The organism is Microbispora sp. NPDC004025 (assembly GCF_053604425.1).
This window is the reverse complement of sequence record NZ_JBSGHN010000001.1, coordinates 797,901-812,983: the sequence shown is the minus strand read 5'-3', so window position 1 is coordinate 812,983 and position 15,083 is coordinate 797,901. Positions and strand designations below refer to the sequence as shown.

14 protein-coding genes are annotated in these 15,083 nt (G+C 74.2%); all 14 read right to left on the bottom strand.

Annotation, left to right across the window (positions count from 1 at the left end; translation table 11 throughout):
- Positions 1-316: 316 nt before the first annotated feature.
- Positions 317-1,246 (bottom strand): methionyl-tRNA formyltransferase, encoded by a 930-nt coding sequence (gene fmt / locus ACWEQG_RS03985; protein WP_452281510.1) that lies wholly within the window; start codon positions 1,244-1,246, stop codon positions 317-319.
- Positions 1,246-1,794 carry a peptide deformylase gene (gene def, locus ACWEQG_RS03980; RefSeq protein WP_452281508.1) on the bottom strand — a complete coding sequence of 183 codons (549 nt, stop codon included), beginning with the start codon at positions 1,792-1,794 and terminating at the stop codon, positions 1,246-1,248. Before def ends, fmt begins: the two co-directional genes overlap by 1 nt.
- 46 nt (positions 1,795-1,840) lie before the next feature.
- On the bottom strand, positions 1,841-3,082 hold the full coding sequence (locus ACWEQG_RS03975) for a hypothetical protein (protein ID WP_452281506.1): 1,242 nt from the start codon (positions 3,080-3,082) through the stop codon (positions 1,841-1,843).
- 23 nt (positions 3,083-3,105) lie between these two features.
- On the bottom strand, positions 3,106-4,773 hold the full coding sequence (locus ACWEQG_RS03970) for a hypothetical protein (protein WP_452281505.1): 1,668 nt from the start codon (positions 4,771-4,773) through the stop codon (positions 3,106-3,108).
- A 40-nt stretch (positions 4,774-4,813) separates the two neighbouring features.
- Complete coding sequence (locus ACWEQG_RS03965) at positions 4,814-7,618, bottom strand: primosomal protein N' family DNA-binding protein (protein ID WP_452281503.1); 2,805 nt, start codon at positions 7,616-7,618, stop codon at positions 4,814-4,816.
- Positions 7,619-7,772: 154 nt separating this feature from the next.
- A complete protein-coding gene (metK, locus tag ACWEQG_RS03960) occupies positions 7,773-8,960 on the bottom strand; it encodes a methionine adenosyltransferase (RefSeq protein WP_363465943.1) in 1,188 nt (395 codons plus the stop codon).
- 186 nt (positions 8,961-9,146) lie between these two features.
- Complete coding sequence (locus ACWEQG_RS03955; RefSeq protein WP_169978572.1) at positions 9,147-9,515, bottom strand: hypothetical protein; 369 nt, start codon at positions 9,513-9,515, stop codon at positions 9,147-9,149.
- 69 nt (positions 9,516-9,584) lie between these two features.
- Complete coding sequence (gene coaBC, locus ACWEQG_RS03950) at positions 9,585-10,883, bottom strand: bifunctional phosphopantothenoylcysteine decarboxylase/phosphopantothenate--cysteine ligase CoaBC (RefSeq protein ID WP_452281501.1); 1,299 nt, start codon at positions 10,881-10,883, stop codon at positions 9,585-9,587.
- A gap of 16 nt (positions 10,884-10,899) precedes the next feature.
- The gene (rpoZ, locus tag ACWEQG_RS03945; RefSeq protein WP_363465948.1) at positions 10,900-11,163 is read right to left on the bottom strand and encodes a DNA-directed RNA polymerase subunit omega; all 264 of its coding nucleotides are present in this window, start codon (positions 11,161-11,163) and stop codon (positions 10,900-10,902) included.
- Between the two features lie 13 nt (positions 11,164-11,176).
- On the bottom strand, positions 11,177-11,737 hold the full coding sequence (gene gmk, locus ACWEQG_RS03940) for a guanylate kinase (protein WP_452281499.1): 561 nt from the start codon (positions 11,735-11,737) through the stop codon (positions 11,177-11,179).
- Between the two features lie 122 nt (positions 11,738-11,859).
- Complete coding sequence (mihF, locus tag ACWEQG_RS03935; RefSeq protein ID WP_169978578.1) at positions 11,860-12,183, bottom strand: integration host factor, actinobacterial type; 324 nt, start codon at positions 12,181-12,183, stop codon at positions 11,860-11,862.
- A gap of 334 nt (positions 12,184-12,517) precedes the next feature.
- Entirely contained in the window at positions 12,518-13,216 is a 699-nt protein-coding gene (gene pyrF / locus ACWEQG_RS03930) for an orotidine-5'-phosphate decarboxylase (protein ID WP_452281497.1), read from the bottom strand.
- Positions 13,213-14,187 (bottom strand): dihydroorotate dehydrogenase, encoded by a 975-nt coding sequence (locus ACWEQG_RS03925; protein ID WP_363465955.1) that lies wholly within the window; start codon positions 14,185-14,187, stop codon positions 13,213-13,215. The genes pyrF and ACWEQG_RS03925 overlap by 4 nt, the downstream gene beginning before the upstream one ends.
- Positions 14,188-14,208: 21 nt before the next feature.
- Positions 14,209-15,066, bottom strand: a complete 858-nt coding sequence (locus ACWEQG_RS03920; protein WP_363465957.1) for a dihydroorotate dehydrogenase electron transfer subunit — start codon at positions 15,064-15,066, stop codon at positions 14,209-14,211.
- Positions 15,067-15,083: the final 17 nt, after the last annotated feature.

Genomic DNA, 15,083 nt, shown 5'->3' with positions numbered 1-15,083 from the left:
ACCTGCCCGGCGCCGCCACCCTGGCCGCCGCTCTGGCCGCCGCTCTGGCCACCGCCTTGACCGCGCCGCGCGCCGCCGCCCTGACCTTTGCCCTGCTTCACGGTGTCACCTTCGACCCTGCCACCTTCGACCCTGTCACTTGCCGATGCGCCGCCTTCGGCTCCGCCACCACTGGCCCGCCGTCACTGATCCGCCGTCACTGATCCACCGTCTCGGGCTCGGCGGCCTTCTTCCCGCTGCCCGCCGCCCCGGCGTGCCTGCCGTCGCCCGCGCCCGCGTCCTTCCGGCGCGGCGCCGGGCCCCGCTGGAGGGCCCTTCAGACCAGGGTCTCACCGTCCGCGAACCGGACGCCGCGGCCCCACTCGGCCGCCGTCATCTGCCGCTTGCCCTGCGGCTGCACCTCGCCGAGCTCGACGGGGTGGGTACCGGTCCCGACGAGGACGCTCTTCCGCGTGGCCGAGATCTCCCCCGGGGCGAGCTTGCCCGCGTCGGGCGCGAGCCGTACCGGGCCGATCTTGACCCGCTGGCCGCGGAACTCGGCCCACGCGCCGGGATTCGGCGTGCAGGCCCGCACCAGCCGGTCCACCCGCATGGCGGGCGCGGCCCAGTCGATCCTGGCTGCCTCGACCGTGATCTTGGGGGCCAGGCTGACGCCGTCGGCGGGCTGCGGGCGCGCCTCCAGCGTGCCGTCCTCGACGCCGTCGAGAGTGGCCAGCAGCAGGCCCGCACCGGCCTCCGCGAGCCGGGCCAGCAACGCCCCGCTGGTGTCGTCGGCGCGGATCGGCTCGGTGAGCACGCCGAAGACCGGCCCCGCGTCCAGCTCCTTCACGATGCGGAAGGTCGAGGCGCCGGTGACGTCGTCCCCGTGCAGCACGGCGTGCTGCACGGGCGCCGCGCCGCGCCAGGCCGGAAGCACCGAGAAATGCAGGTTGATCCACCCCTGCGGGGGGATGTCGAGCGCCGCCTGCGGCAGCAGGGCGCCGTACGCGACGACCGGGCAGCAGTCGGGGCCGATCTCCCTCAACCGGCCGAGGAACTCCGGGTCGCCGGCCTTGGCCGGTTTGAGCACCTCGATACCCGACTCCTCCGCGAGCTGGGCCACGGGGCTGGGGTGGACCTTGCGCCCCCGGCCGGACTGCGCGTCCGGTCGGGTCACCACGGCCGCCACCTCGTGACGGGGCGAGTCCAGCAGGGCGCGCAGCGACGGAAGCGCGGTGTCGGGAGTGCCGGCGAAGACCAGGCGCACTACAGCGCCCTTCCCTGCGTGGCGTGCGGCGAGATCTTCACCACCGGCGCCGACAGGCCGCTCCACTCGGCCTCGCGGATCGCCTTCATGGCGAGCTTGCGCTGCTTGGAGTCCAGCCGGTCGATGAACAGCACGCCGTCGAGATGGTCGGTCTCGTGCTGGAAGCAGCGCGCCATGAGGTCGGTGCCCTCGAGCGTCACCGGCTCGCCGTACATGTTGAAGCCCTTGGCCACCGCCCTGATCGCGCGGGGCGTCGGGTAGGACAGGCCGGGGAAGGACAGGCAGCCCTCCTCGCCCTCCTCGTCGATCTCGCCGCCGAGGTCGAGATCGGGGTTGATGAGGTGCCCGAGCTGCTCGTCCACGTAGTAGGTGAACACACGAAGGCCGACGCCGATCTGCGGCGCGGCCAGGCCGGCGCCCGGCGCGTCCATCATCGTGTCGGTCAGGTCCTTGACGAGCTTGCGCAGTTCCTTGTCGAAGTCGACCACCGGCTCGGCCGGGGTGCGCAGCACCGGGTCGCCGAACAGGCGGATCGGCTGAATGGCCAAGGGTTGGCTCCGTTCACGTCACGTACACGAGGAGGATCACCCCAGTCTACGGGCGTGAGCGCACCTTCATCGCCGTCTTCCTGGCGGTCTTCGCGATCAGCGGATCGGGGTGGTGCCTGCCGAGCATCTCCAGCACGGCCAGGGCGTCGGGGTGGTCGGCCCGGCCCATCTCGGGCACCAGCGTGAGCAGGTCCTCCCCGAGGAGGTCGAAGTGGGCCACCGAGTCGACCGGGGCACCGATGTAGAGCAGGGCGGCGAGGGTGTCCACCGCGACCCAGGCGCCGTCGCCCTCGCCGAGAGCCGGCGCGTCCAGGTCGCGCACGCCCAGCCACGCCGCGGCGTAACGCCACATCATCGGCTCGTCCAGGGCCTCCCGTACGGCCTGCTCGGCCTCCGGGCCCAGCTCCTCCAGCACGGTCCCCGCGGTGCCGCGCTGGGCGGCGTTACCGGACGCGGCGATCTTGATGAGCTCGCGCGCCGCGTCCTCCGGCACCCGGCGCTCCAGCCAGAGCGTGGCGGCGCTGGCCGAGGCGCGGCCGGTCAGCATGGCGTCGATGAGGTCGGCGGCCCCCAGCTCGGCGAGCGCGGCCACCTCCCCGAGGGACGGCGCGTCGTGGCCCTCCCTGAGCAGGTCACGGCGCACGGCCCACACGCCCGGCTGGGTGAGCCGGACCAGCTCGCCGGTCAGCTCGATCAGCCCGCAGTACTCCAGCAGCGCCATGGCCGCCGCCAGTTCCCCCGGCAGCGTCATCCGCAGCCGCCGCAGATCCGCCGGCCGCGCCTCGCAGCCCACCTCGTGGGCCTGGAGGATGCCGCCGGCCAGGGCCGCGAGCGGCATCCCCTCACGCACCGAGTAGATCGTCGCGAGGATCTCGGTCAGATGCTCGTCGATGACGGCCGACCCGGTCAGGCCCTCCTCGGTCCGGTCGAGGACGTCCATGACCACGCCGTCCCAGAACTCCATCGGGTCGGGCACGCCGGGCCCGGGGCTGGCGCCCTGCCGGGTGACCTCCACCAGACGGCCGTTGACCGCGACCACCCACAGCAGGCGCAGCCTGGCGGCCTCCAGGCCCAGCTCGGCGACCGCCGCCTCGGCCTCGGCCGGGTGCGGCATCCCCTGCTCGGTCACCTCGCAGACGCCCCGCGCGGAGGCGTCGCAGCGGCCCCCGACCCACTCGGCGAGGCGGCGGGCGTCCCGCACGAGCGGGACCTCCCGCACCGCGTGGACGAGCTGCTCGTCGGGCACGATGTCGACCGGCGGGAAGGTGAGCACGTCGCTGTCGGCCATTCCAGCAACTTACTGCACAGCAGTCACCTGATGCCCCGCGAACGAGCCTTGAAAGCCGCTTTCCGGGCGGCCTTGGCCGCCGCCTGGTCCGCCAGCGTGCTGCCGAGCAGTTCGAGAACCTCGACCACGTCGGGATGGTCCACCCGCCACATGTCCTCGATCAGGTGCGCGGGCGGCCCCGAGGCCGCGATGTTCTCCGCGAAGCCCTCCGGGTCGGCCTCGGCGGCGGGCAGCGCCAGCGCCAGCATGTCGACGCTCACCCACAGGACCTCCTCGGGGGTGAGCGCGGGCGCGTCGAGGCCGCGCGAGGACAGCCAGTGGATGGCGTGCGGGCGGAGCTCGGCGTCGTCCAGGTAGGACCGGACGACCGCCGCCGCCTCCACGCCCAGCCGGTCCACGATGGTCACCGCGACCCCGCGCACCTCCGCGGGGGCCCCGGCCACGGCGGCCAGCAGCTCCGCCGCCGCCTGCTCGGCGGTCCGCCGCGACAGCCACTCGGCGATGTCCCGCTCGGCCGCCTCGTCCGCCGTGCCGTCGCCGATGAGGCCGGCGATCAGCCCGCTCGCGTCCCCCTCGGCCGGGGCCGGCGCGAGCGGCGCGTCCAGGCCCATGCCGGCGTACAGCTCGCGCAGGCCCCACAGCGCGTGCGGGGTCAGTGCCAGGCCGTCCTCGGTGGGCTGGACCGTTCCCGCGTACGCCAGAGCGGTCAGCGCCTCGTCGAGCCTGCCCACCGGCCGCCCGGCGGCGACCTCGCGCAGGTAGTCGGCGAGCGCGTCCACCGGGACGGGCGACTGCAGCCGGTAGAGCAGGTCGTGGATCTGGGACATCCCCTCGTCCACCACCGCCTCCCCGGTGAACGGCCCGCACCTTTCGACGAGGAACTCCAGCGTCCCCCGCCACAGGCCGAGCAGTTCCTCCTCCCCGCGGGAACTCAGCTCGCGGAACACCTCCCCGGTCGCGACGGCCGTGCCGTCGAGCCGGGCGAGGCCCAGGTCGAGCGCGAGGCGCCAGGCCGGCTCGGGACGCTCGACGCCGAGCTCGGCCGTGCACGCGCGCGCGTCCCTGACCCGCAGGGACCGGCGCGTCGTCACGGTCCGGCCGCCCTCCACCAGCCACGTCACCACCCGGTGGGCGTCGCGCAGCAGCGGCACCTCGCGCACGGCGCGCGCCACCTCCTCGCGCGGCGCGAGCCGTACGGGCGGCAGGGGCGCGCAGCCGGGGCAGTCGCACTCGCCGCCGTCCGCCGCGCCCTCCGCGGAAGCGCCCTGGGCGGCGTCGAGCTCCAGCGAGTCGGGCCCGATGGCGCTGAACAGGCTCTTGGCCATGCCGAACTTGGACGTGTCGGCGAGCGCTCGCGGCATCTCCGGCTCGATGCGGTCGATGGTCTCCCGCATCCGGAATGCCGTCTTGCTGCCGATCTCGCCCGTGTCCAGCAGGAACTCGACCAGCGTCCGCGCCGCGGCCACCGTCTCCGGCGCGCTCTCCGGCGGCGCGATCACCTTGCGCGGGTAGATCTCCAACAGGAGCTCCTCGAAGGTGCCCGGCCGGAAATCACCCAGTTCGTTCACCTCCAGGTAGTCGCTGGCGTAGTCGCACAGCAGACGCACCTCGTCGACGTCGACCTCGACGTTCCGCCCGCGCCCCCAGGCGCGGAGGCCGTCGATGGCCCGGTTCACCCATTCGATCGACACACAGGCACGCTAACGGCTCGCTTTGTGCGAGGCGAATCGGTCAGATGAGGTCGAGAGGATCAATGTTCACACGTACCACGTCCGGCGCCTTGCGCGCGGAGCGCACACCGGAGGCGCCTTTGAGCGCGCGGGCCAGTGCGGACCCGAGGTGACGCGGCACCCGGACCATGGCCCGCTCCGGCCCGCCCTCCACCGGCACCGGCCCCAGGATCTGCGCTCCCGGCGGCAGCACGGCGTCCGCGAGCGTCTCCCTGATCGCCGCCGCCGGCCCCGTCAGCGTCGCCATCCGCACGGCCGGGGGAAAGCCCAGCTCGGCCCGCTCGTCCAGCTCGCGCTCGGAGAAGGTGACGGGGTCCCAGCGCAGCAGGGCCTGTACGGCGGGCACCGCGGCGTCGGCCAGGACCACCAGCTCCCCCGCCGGCCGCAACAGGGCGGCGGCGTTGGTCCAGCGGCGCAGCGCCTCCTCGGCCGCCCGCAGGTCGGGGCGGCCCAGCAGCGCCCATCCGTCGAGCAGCACCGCGGCCGCGTAGCCGCCGTCCGGCACGGGCTCGGCCCCGGGCGTCGCCACGACCAGCGCCGGGGCGCCGCTCACCGTCGCGAGCACGCCGTCGCGCCCGCTGGTGCGGACGGCGACCGACGGAAAGGCCCGGCCCAGCTCCTCTGCCGTGCGCCGCGCGCCGACGATGACGGCCCGTACGCCGGTCCCGCCACAGGACGGGCAGCGCCAGTCGCCCGCGATCCGGCCGCACCAGCGGCAGTACGGCACGGCGTGCCCGCCGCGCAGCGCGAGCGGGCCCGAGCAGACCGGTCCCGTGGACGGGGGCTCCACGAGCACCGGCTCGGCGAGCATCCTCGCCCTGCCGCCCGCCGGGCCCGTCCCGCCGCCCCCCGCGCGGTGGACATCGGTGCGGACCTCGCCGACACCGGCGGGGTGGACGCCTGGTCCGCGGCCGGGTCCCGTTCCGTCACGGCCCCGCGCGTCGCCGCCGCGCGCCGCCGCGCCTCCCGGAGCGGCGTCCGGCGCCGGGGCCGGGCGCGCCGGCGGCAGCCCGGAGCAGCGCGCCGGGGCGCGGCAGTGCCGGCACGCCAGCGCGGGCAGGTAACCCCTGCGCGGCACCTGGACGAGCACCGGCCCGTGCTCCAGCCCCTCCCGCAGCGCCCGCCAGGCGACGCTGGGCAGGCGGGCGGCCCTGGCCGCCTGGTCGCGGGCCAGCTCCGCGTCGTCGCCCGCCGGGCGCACCCTGGGCGCCCGGGCCCTGACGGCCGCCCGGTCCGGGACGAGCGGAGCGGCCCAGCCCGCCTCGACGAGCGCCGTGGCCTCGGCCGTACGCGCGTAGCCGCCGACCAGCAGGCCCGCCCCGGCCTGGTGAGCGCGCAGGCCGAGCACCTCCCGGGTGTGCGGATAGGGCGCGTGGCGCTCGGCGTGCAGGTCGTCGCCGTCGTCCCAGACGACCGCCAGCCCCAGCCGGGCCACCGGCGCGTACGCCGCGGGCCGATTTCCCACCACGATCCCGACCTCGCCGCGCAGCGCCTTGAGCCAGCGCCGGTAACGCTCCGCGGGCCCGAGGTCCGCCGTGATCGCCACGTGCGGCGTCTCGCCCAGGGCCGCCGTCACCAGCGCCACGTCCTTGCCGTCGGGCACCGCCACGACGACGCCCCGGCCGCCGTCCAGGGTCGCCCGCGCGGCGGCCGCGATGGCGTGCGGCCACGACGGTCCGCCGGCGTCCGTGCCGGGCAGTGCCGTCCACACGGCGCGCGGCGCCCTGCCCTCGGCCAGCGCCTCCAGGAAGGACGCGCCCGCCGGGTAGGCGCTCCAGGCGTCGCCGTGCGCCCGCGCCGCCCGCCGTCCCGCCGTCTCGCCCGGCGTGTCCTCCCCCGCCGCGCCCCCGCTCGACATGTCATCCCGCGCCGCACCCTCGCGCGCCGCACCCTCGCGCGCCGCACCCTCGCGCGCCGCACCCTCGTGCGCCGCACCCTCGTGCACCATGCCCTCGTGTGCGCGCGCCGGGTCCGCGTCCGCGGTGTCCGCGCGCGCCGTATCCGGGTCCGCGGTGTCCGCGCGAGTCGTGGCCTTCCGCGCCGCGCCCTCACGCGCGTCGTCCGCGCGCGCCGTGTCCGGCGGGATCGTGTCCCCGTGGGTCGCGCGCGCGTGCTCCGAGCCTCCCTGAACCGGCTCCTGCGCCGCGGTCCCCCCGCCTTCGGCCGAGCGTCTGCCGCCGGTGTCCACCGTCACGCGTACGCCCTGCCCGGCGGGCGCGGGGACCTCTCCGGCGGCGGACGCCGTCCGGCGGGCGGGAGCCTTGGCCTCGGACTCGACCCGGGCGTGACGCGGCGGAACGGCCAGCCGCAGGATGTCGGGCATGGTCCCCGCGTACCGGTCGGCCACGGCGCGGGCCAGCCGGGCGATGTCGGAGGTGAGGACGGGCTCCGGGGAGATCACCCGTTCCAGGAAGGACAACCTGCCCGTGTGCTCGCTCTCGGCCAGCCGCTCGAGGAGATAGCCGTCGGCGAGCTGGCCGGCGAAGCGGACGCGCACCCGGCAGCCGGGCACCGCCTCGGCGTCCATCGTGGAGGGGACGAGGTAGTCGAAGGGCCGGTCGAGGTGCGGCAGCGGCGTGTCCACCACGACCCGGGCGACGGGCAGCTCGTGCGCCGCCTCCCGCGCGCCCTTGGCCGCGCCCGGCCGCGCCCCTCCCGCGCTCGCCCGCTGCCGCTCGATGCCTCCCCGCTGCCGCTCTGTGCTTCCCCGCTGTCGCTCGATGCTTCCCCGCTGGCGCTCGGGGGCGGCGGGGGGCGCCGGGAGGAGCGCCTCCTGCGGGTGCGGAACGCGGGTCGGCTCGGTCACTCCTACGTCCTACCAGAACCGGCGCGCGGCAATCGCACGTACGCCCGCCGCCTGTGGACGGCCCGGACCGGCGGCGCGCATACGAGAGCGGCGCCCGCCGTAAGGGCGGGCGCCGCCGGGGGCGACGGTGGTCGCCGAGGTCGTCAGGAGCGGATCACAGACCGGCGGCCGTACGCAGGGCGTCGGCCCGGTCGGTGGACTCCCAGGAGAAGCCCTCACGGCCGAAGTGGCCGTAGGCGGCGGTCTCGGAGTAGATCGGGCGCAGCAGGTCGAGGTCGCGGATGATCGCGGCCGGACGCAGGTCGAACACCTGGAGCACCGCGTCCTGGATCACGTTGACCGGCGCCTTCTCGGTGCCGAACGTCTCGACGAACAGGCCCACCGGCTGGGCCTTGCCGATGGCGTAGGCGACCTGGACCTCGCAGCGGTCGGCCAGACCGGCCGCGACGACGTTCTTGGCGACCCAGCGCATGGCGTAGGCGGCCGAGCGGTCGACCTTGGACGGGTCCTTGCCGGAGAACGCGCCGCCGCCGTGGCGGGCCATGCCGCCGTAGGTGTCGATGATGATCTTCCGGCCGGTGAGCCCGGCGTCGCCCATCGGGCCGCCGATCTCGAAACGGCCGGTCGGGTTGACCAGCAGGCGGTAGCCCTCGGTCTCGATGTCCAGGTCGGCCAGGATCGGCTCGACCACGTGCTCGCGGATGTCCGGGGTCAGCATCTCCCGCAGGTCGATCTCCGGGGCGTGCTGGGTGGAGACGACCACGGTGTCCAGGCGGACCGGCCGGTCGCCGTCGTACTCGATCGTGACCTGGGTCTTGCCGTCCGGGCGCAGGTAGGGAACCGTGCCGTTCTTGCGGACCTCCGACAGCCGCCGGGCCATCCGGTGCGCGAGCGTGATCGGCAGCGGCATCAGCTCGGGGGTCTCGCGGCAGGCGTAGCCGAACATCAGGCCCTGGTCGCCCGCGCCCTGGCGGTCGAAGTCGTCGGCGCCCTCGCCCTCACGGTGCTCGTAGGCGTCGTCCACGCCCTGCGCGATGTCCGGCGACTGCGCGCCGATGGACACCGACACGCCACAGGAGGCGCCGTCGAAGCCCTTGTGGGAGGCGTCGTACCCGATCTCGAGGATCTTCTCGCGGATCAGGGCGGGGATGTCGACGTAGGTCTCCGTCGTCACCTCGCCGGCGACGTGGACCTGGCCAGTAGTGATCAGCGTCTCGACGGCGACCCGGCTCTTGGGGTCGTCCTTGAGCATGGCGTCGAGAATCGCGTCACTGATCTGGTCGGCGATCTTGTCCGGGTGGCCCTCGGTGACCGACTCGGAGGTGAACAGGCGACGGGACAACTCAGGGCTCCTCATGCAGCGGCTGCTGACGTCCATGAGTGACCGGCGGTAGAGCCGAGCCCCACCGCGGCCACTCGATGCTCACGCGAGTCTAGCCCTAGGCGCTGCGGAGCGGCGAAGCCGTCCGGGTTCCGGTCACAGAGTCAGCAGTCCGCGATAAGGCCTGCCGCTCCCCCGGACGGCGAGTCACAGGTCGGGTAAGGGATCTCTGGGCAGGTCGCCGGGCGAGAACGCCTCCGCGTCCGCCGCCGCGACCACGGCCGCGTACTCGTCGTCGACCTCCAGGGTCATACCGCCGATCTCGATCCGAGGGCCCGACCCGAATTCGAGCGGCCCGAGGCGGGTGCGGCGGGGATAACGGGCCCACACCCCGGACGGCTCGTCCCTGCTGAACATCTTGGTGGACAGCAGCGTGATCGAGCGGTCCGTCACCACGACGAGGAACCCGATCGTGGCGGGGGGCGGCAGGGCCACCGCGGGGAACACGTAGCGGATGTCCTCGCCGGGCCCGAGCATCGCCCGGCAGCGCTCCCTGATCGTGGCGGACACCGGCATGACGATCGCTCCCTCGATGCACGACCTGCGGGGGGCGGGGCGGGCGCCCGCGCCGGCACCACGCGAAGGTCAGGCGAGACGCTGCGCCACCAAGTCCCACACTACGTCGGCGAGATCCTCTTTGGGACCCCTCGGAATGTCCACCGAGCCGCCCTCCGCCGTGAGGACGACGGCCGCGTTGTCGGGCGTGCCGAACGCCAGGTTCTCCCCGACCTGGTTCACCACGAGCAGGTCGCAGCCCTTGCGCCGCAGCTTGGCCCGGCCGTTGGCCAGGACGTCGTCGGTCTCCGCCGCGAAACCCACGATCACCCGGGGACGCGGCCCGCCGGGCGTGGCCTCCCCCGGGGCGCCCGCGCCGTCTCCGGCTGCGCGCCCGGGGCCCGCCGGCGCGTCGTACGGCCCGTCTCCCCCGGCGTACTCCTCCCGCCTGGCCCGGCGGATCTCACCCAGCTCGGCAAGGATGTCCGGATTTTTCACCAGATGGATTGGATCGGGCTCGGCGGACGACTTCTTGATCTTGGTGTCGCTCTGCCGTACGGGCCGGAAGTCCGCGACCGCGGCGGCCATCACGACCGCGTCGGCGTGCTCGGCCGCCGCCAGGACCGCGTCGCGCAGTTGCCGCGCCGACTCCACCCGTACGACCTTGGCGCCCGCGGGATCGGGCAGCGTCACGTTGGCCGCCACGAGCGTCACCTCCGCGCCCCGGGCGACGGCCGTACGGGCGAGGGCGTACCCCTGCAGCCCGGAGGACCGGTTGCCGATGAAGCGCACGGGGTCGATCGCCTCGCGGGTGCCGCCGGCCGAGACGACGACGTGCCGCCCGGCCAGGTCCTCGCGCCCGCCCGCCAGCACGCGGCGGCACACCTCGAAGATCTCGGCGGGGTCGGGCAGCCGCCCCGGACCGGTGTCGGCGCCGGTGAGCCTGCCGACGGCCGGCTCGATCACGATCGCGCCGCGCTCGCGCAGCGTCGCCACGTTCGCCCGCGTCGCCGGGTGCTCCCACATCTCGGTGTGCATCGCCGGCGCGAACACCACCGGGCAGCGCGCCGTGAGCAGGGTGTTGGTGAGCAGGTCGTTGGCCATGCCGTGCGCGGCCCTGGCCAGCACGTCCGCCGTCGCCGGGGCCACGACCACCAGATCGGCCGACTGCCCGATGCGCACGTGCGGCACCTCGTGCACCGACTCCCACACCTCGGTGGTGACCGGATTGCCGGACAGCGCCGCCCAGGTCGGCTCGCCGACGAACCGCAGAGCGTCCCGCGTCGGCACGACACGCACGTCGTGTCCCGACTCGGTGAAAAGGCGGAGCAGCTCGCAGGACTTGTAGACCGCGATGCCGGCGCTCACGCCAAGCACGACAGAGGTCATCGGCTCGAGGCGGTGCTCAGCCCTCGATGGGCTCGGAGGTGAGCAGACCCTCGGAGACCTCGCGCAGGGCGATGGACAGCGGCTTCTCCTGGGCGTGGGTCTCCACGAGGGGCCCCACGTACTCCAGCAGGCCCTCGCCGAGCTGAGAGTAGTAAGCGTTGATCTGGCGCGCCCGCTTCGCACCCATGATCACGAGGCTGTACTTGCTGTCGACGATGTCGAGGAGCGAGTCGATCGACGGGTTGGTGATGCCTTCCGCGTAGGCGGAGCTGCTTGCCACGTCAGTGATTCCCCTAGCTAGGTGAGTTTCCCATCAAGGCTATCAGCCGGTGGCACACGTCCTTGACGGACGTGTTGACGATCGTGAGGTCGAACTCCTTCTCCGCCGCCAGTTCGATCCGGCCCGCGTCCAGACGGCGGGCGATCACGTCGGGAGGTTCGGTGCCGCGGCCGCGCAGCCGCCGCTCCAGCTCCTCCCAGCTCGGCGGGGCCAGGAACACGAGCAGTGCCTCGGGCATCGTCGTGCGCACCTGCCTGGCGCCCTGCAGGTCGATCTCCAGCAGCGTGGGGACGCCTGCCGCCAGCTTCTCCAGCACCGGCCGCCTGGGCGTGCCGTACCGGTTGCCGGCGAACTCGGCCCACTCCAGGAGCTCGCCGGAGGCGACGAGCCCGTCGAACTCGTCGTCGTCGGCGAAGAAGTACTCCACGCCGTGCCGCTCCCCCGGACGGGGCTTCCTGGTTGTCACCGAGACCGACAGCCACACCTCGGGGTGGGACCGCCGGAGCTCGGCGACGACCGTGGACTTCCCCACACCCGACGGACCGGAAAGGACCGTCAGGCGCGGGCGAGGCAAGGAGTCACCGTCGCGTGTCCGGAACTCGCTGGTCACGACTGCCTCGTGGGCCCGATCTCCAGCGGACCGGGACGTGTCGGTCACTCCGTACCCCCGTGAAACTCGCTCGTACGCCGCCGAGATCAGTTCTCGGCGCCGCCGAACTCGCGCTCCAGGGAGGCGCGCTGGTTGGCGCCGAGACCCCGCACGCGGCGGGATTCGGCGATACCAAGGCGCTCCATGAGCTGCTTGGCGCGGACCTTGCCGACGCCAGGGAGCGACTCCAGCAGAGCCGAGACCTTCATCTTGCCGATGACGTCATCGGTCTGCCCATCCTTCAGCACCTCAGCCAGAGAAACCGCGCCGTGCTTGAGTCGGTTCTTGACCTCGGCACGCTCCTTGCGTGCCTTGGCAGCCTTCTCAAGAGCTGCGGCGCGCTGCTCGGGGGTCAGGGGAGGAAGAGCCACGCCGGGTCACCTCGAATTTCTTGTCGATGTACTCGGACGATGGGGGAAACTAGCTGGTCTTGGCCGTAACGGCAACGTCAAGAGCGGGTTCTGCGACGACAAAATTGATTTTACTACTTTTGGTATTCGAAAAGTTACTCTTCGTAGATCAAAACCGCCTCAGCAGGCCCGGAACCGGATGACGCTTGGTGACGGGCGCATGAGACGTTCATGGGCCGGGAACGGGCCGGGAATGGCCGGGCGCGGTCGCCTCCGGGCGGCTTCGCGGCTCCGGCCTGGCACGCGCCGGGCGAGCCCCTCAGGGGCTCACGCGGCGCAACGCGGCGGCGCTCCCTCAGGGGCTCACGCGGCGCAGCGCGGCGGCGATCCCGGCGGCCGCCGCACCGGGGTCGGGGGCCCCCGTGATGGGCCGTCCGATCACGAGGAGGTCGGCCCCCTGGGCGATCGCCTCCTCCGGGGTGGCCACCCGCGCCTGGTCCTGGGTGTCGGCTCCGGCGAGCCGCACGCCCGGGGTGATGAGCGTCACGTCCGGGCCGACCTCCGCGCGTACGGCGGCGACCTCCCGGGGGGAGCAGACGAGAGCCTGGGCGCCCGCCCCGACGGCCACGGCGGCCATACGGCGCACGAGGTCCTCCGGGGGTCCCTGGATGCCGATTTCGGCGAGATCGGCCTCGGAAAGCGACGTCAGGAGCGTCACGGCCGCGATCTGGGTGCCGGGGGCCGCCTCGACGGCCGCCCTGACCATCGCCGCCCCTCCGGCGGCGTGCACGGTGAGGTACGTCGGCTTGAGCCGCGCGACCGCCCTGGCGGCGGCGCCGACCGTGTTCGGGATGTCGTGCAACTTGAGGTCCAGGAAGACCCGCACGCCGCTGGCGCCGCGCACCGAGGCGATCACGTCGGGCCCGTACCGCAGGTAGAGCTCCAGGCCGACCTTCACCGTGGAGACGTGCGGGGTGACCAGGCCGGCCCAGCGGGCAGCGGTCTCCAGGTCGGGCGCGTCCAGGGCTACGGCGATGGGAGCGGGCGTGGTCAAAGCGAACTCTCCTCGAGATCTGATCGCGATCGTGGTTGTGCGCCCGCCGGCCGGTGGGCCAGGCCCACCGCGTCGGCGAGCCGGTCGAACCCGCGCGCCTGCAGAAGCTCCTCGAGCTCCCTCAGGACGCGCGGGCAGGCGTAGGGGTCGTGGAACAGGGCCGTGCCCACCGCGACGGCGCAGGCGCCCGCCAGGACGAGCTCAAGGGCGTCCCTGCCGGTCGTGACGCCGCCCATGCCCACGATGGGCACCCCGGGCAGCGCCGCGTGGACCTGCCAGACGCAGCGCACGGCCAGGGGCCGTACGGCGGGGCCGGACAGGCCTCCGGTGCCGGCCGCGAGCGCGGGACGCATCGTGTCCACGTCGATGCTCATCCCGACCGGGTTGTTGATCATCGCGAGGGCGTCTGCGCCGCCGTCCACGCACGCCCGCGCGACCGCGACGATGTCCGCCACGTCCGGGGACAGCTTGGCGATGACCGGCACCTCGTACGGCGTGGCCGCGCGCACCGAGGCCACGACCTCCGCCGCGGCGGACCCGTCGCGGGCGAACACCCTGCCGCGGTCCTCGACGTTCGGGCACGACAGGTTGATCTCGACGGCGGTGATGCCCTCGGCCCCGGCCAGGCGCCGCGCCAGCGCGGTGTACTCGGTCACGGTGCCGCCCCCGATCGACACCACCGTGCGGGCCCCGCGCTCGGCCAGCCAGGGCAGCTCGCGCTCCAGGAACGCCTCGACGCCCGGGCCCTGCAGGCCCACGGCGTTCAGCAGCCCCGAGGGGGTCTCGGCCATCCGCGGCGTCGGCCGGCCCGCGCGGGGGGCCATGGTGATCGACCGGGTGACGAACGCGCCCAGCCGGTGGACGTCGGAGAAGTGGGCCAGCTCGCGACCGGTCCCGCCGCAGCCGGAGGCGGTCAGGACCGGGTTGGGCAGCTCCACGTGCGCCAGGTAGGTCCGCAGGTCTGCCGTCACCGCGGGTCCCCCCGTCCCGCCTCAGGCATGCCGCCCGCCGGGCGCGCCGAGCGCGTCGAACGGGATCGTCCCGACGTCGTCGAACCGCACCCGCTCGCCCCGGAACACCGGCCCCTCGGTGCAGGCGCGGACCATGCGGGTCACGCCGTCGTCGCCGATGACGGGCACGACGCACGTCATGCAGACGCCGATGCCGCACGCCATGGACTCCTCCACGGCCACCTGCACGGGGATGCCGAACTGGGTGGCGACCGCCGTGACGCCGCGCAGCGTCGGCATGGGCCCGCACGCGTAGACGGCGTCGGCCCGCGCGTCGGCGATCACCCCGGGCAGCACGTCGGTCACCGTGCCGCGCATGCCGAGCGAGCCGTCCTCGGTCGTCAGCGTGGTCGTCTCGCCCATCCGGCGCGCCCGCAACGCCCCGAAGACCCGGTCGGCCGACGACGCGCCCAGCACGAAGTCGACGCGGCAGCCCCGCTGCTGCAGCGCGTCGCCCAGCGCGAACAGCGACGCCGAGCCGTGCTCGTCGCCCACCAGCACGCAGGTGCAGGGGTCGCGCGGCAGGGGGAAGGGCCGGCCGAGCGGTCCGACCAGGTCGAGCGTGTCGCGCGCTTTCCGGTCGGCGAGCCAGGCCGTCCCCGCGCCGCGCACGCCGAAGACGAGCTCCACCGTGCCACCGTAGTCCGGCTTCACGTCGTGGACGGCGAAGGCCCGCCGGGTGAGCATCGAGGAGTCGCGGCCTCCGACGGCCACCGTGACGAAGTGGCCGGGCCGGAACCGGTCGGCGATGCCCGGCGCGACGACGGTGAGCGCATGGTAGGCGTCCACCCGGCGCGTCGTCAGCACCGTGCCCGTTACCTGAACCGGACTACCGGCCACTCCCCGCTCCTCTGGGC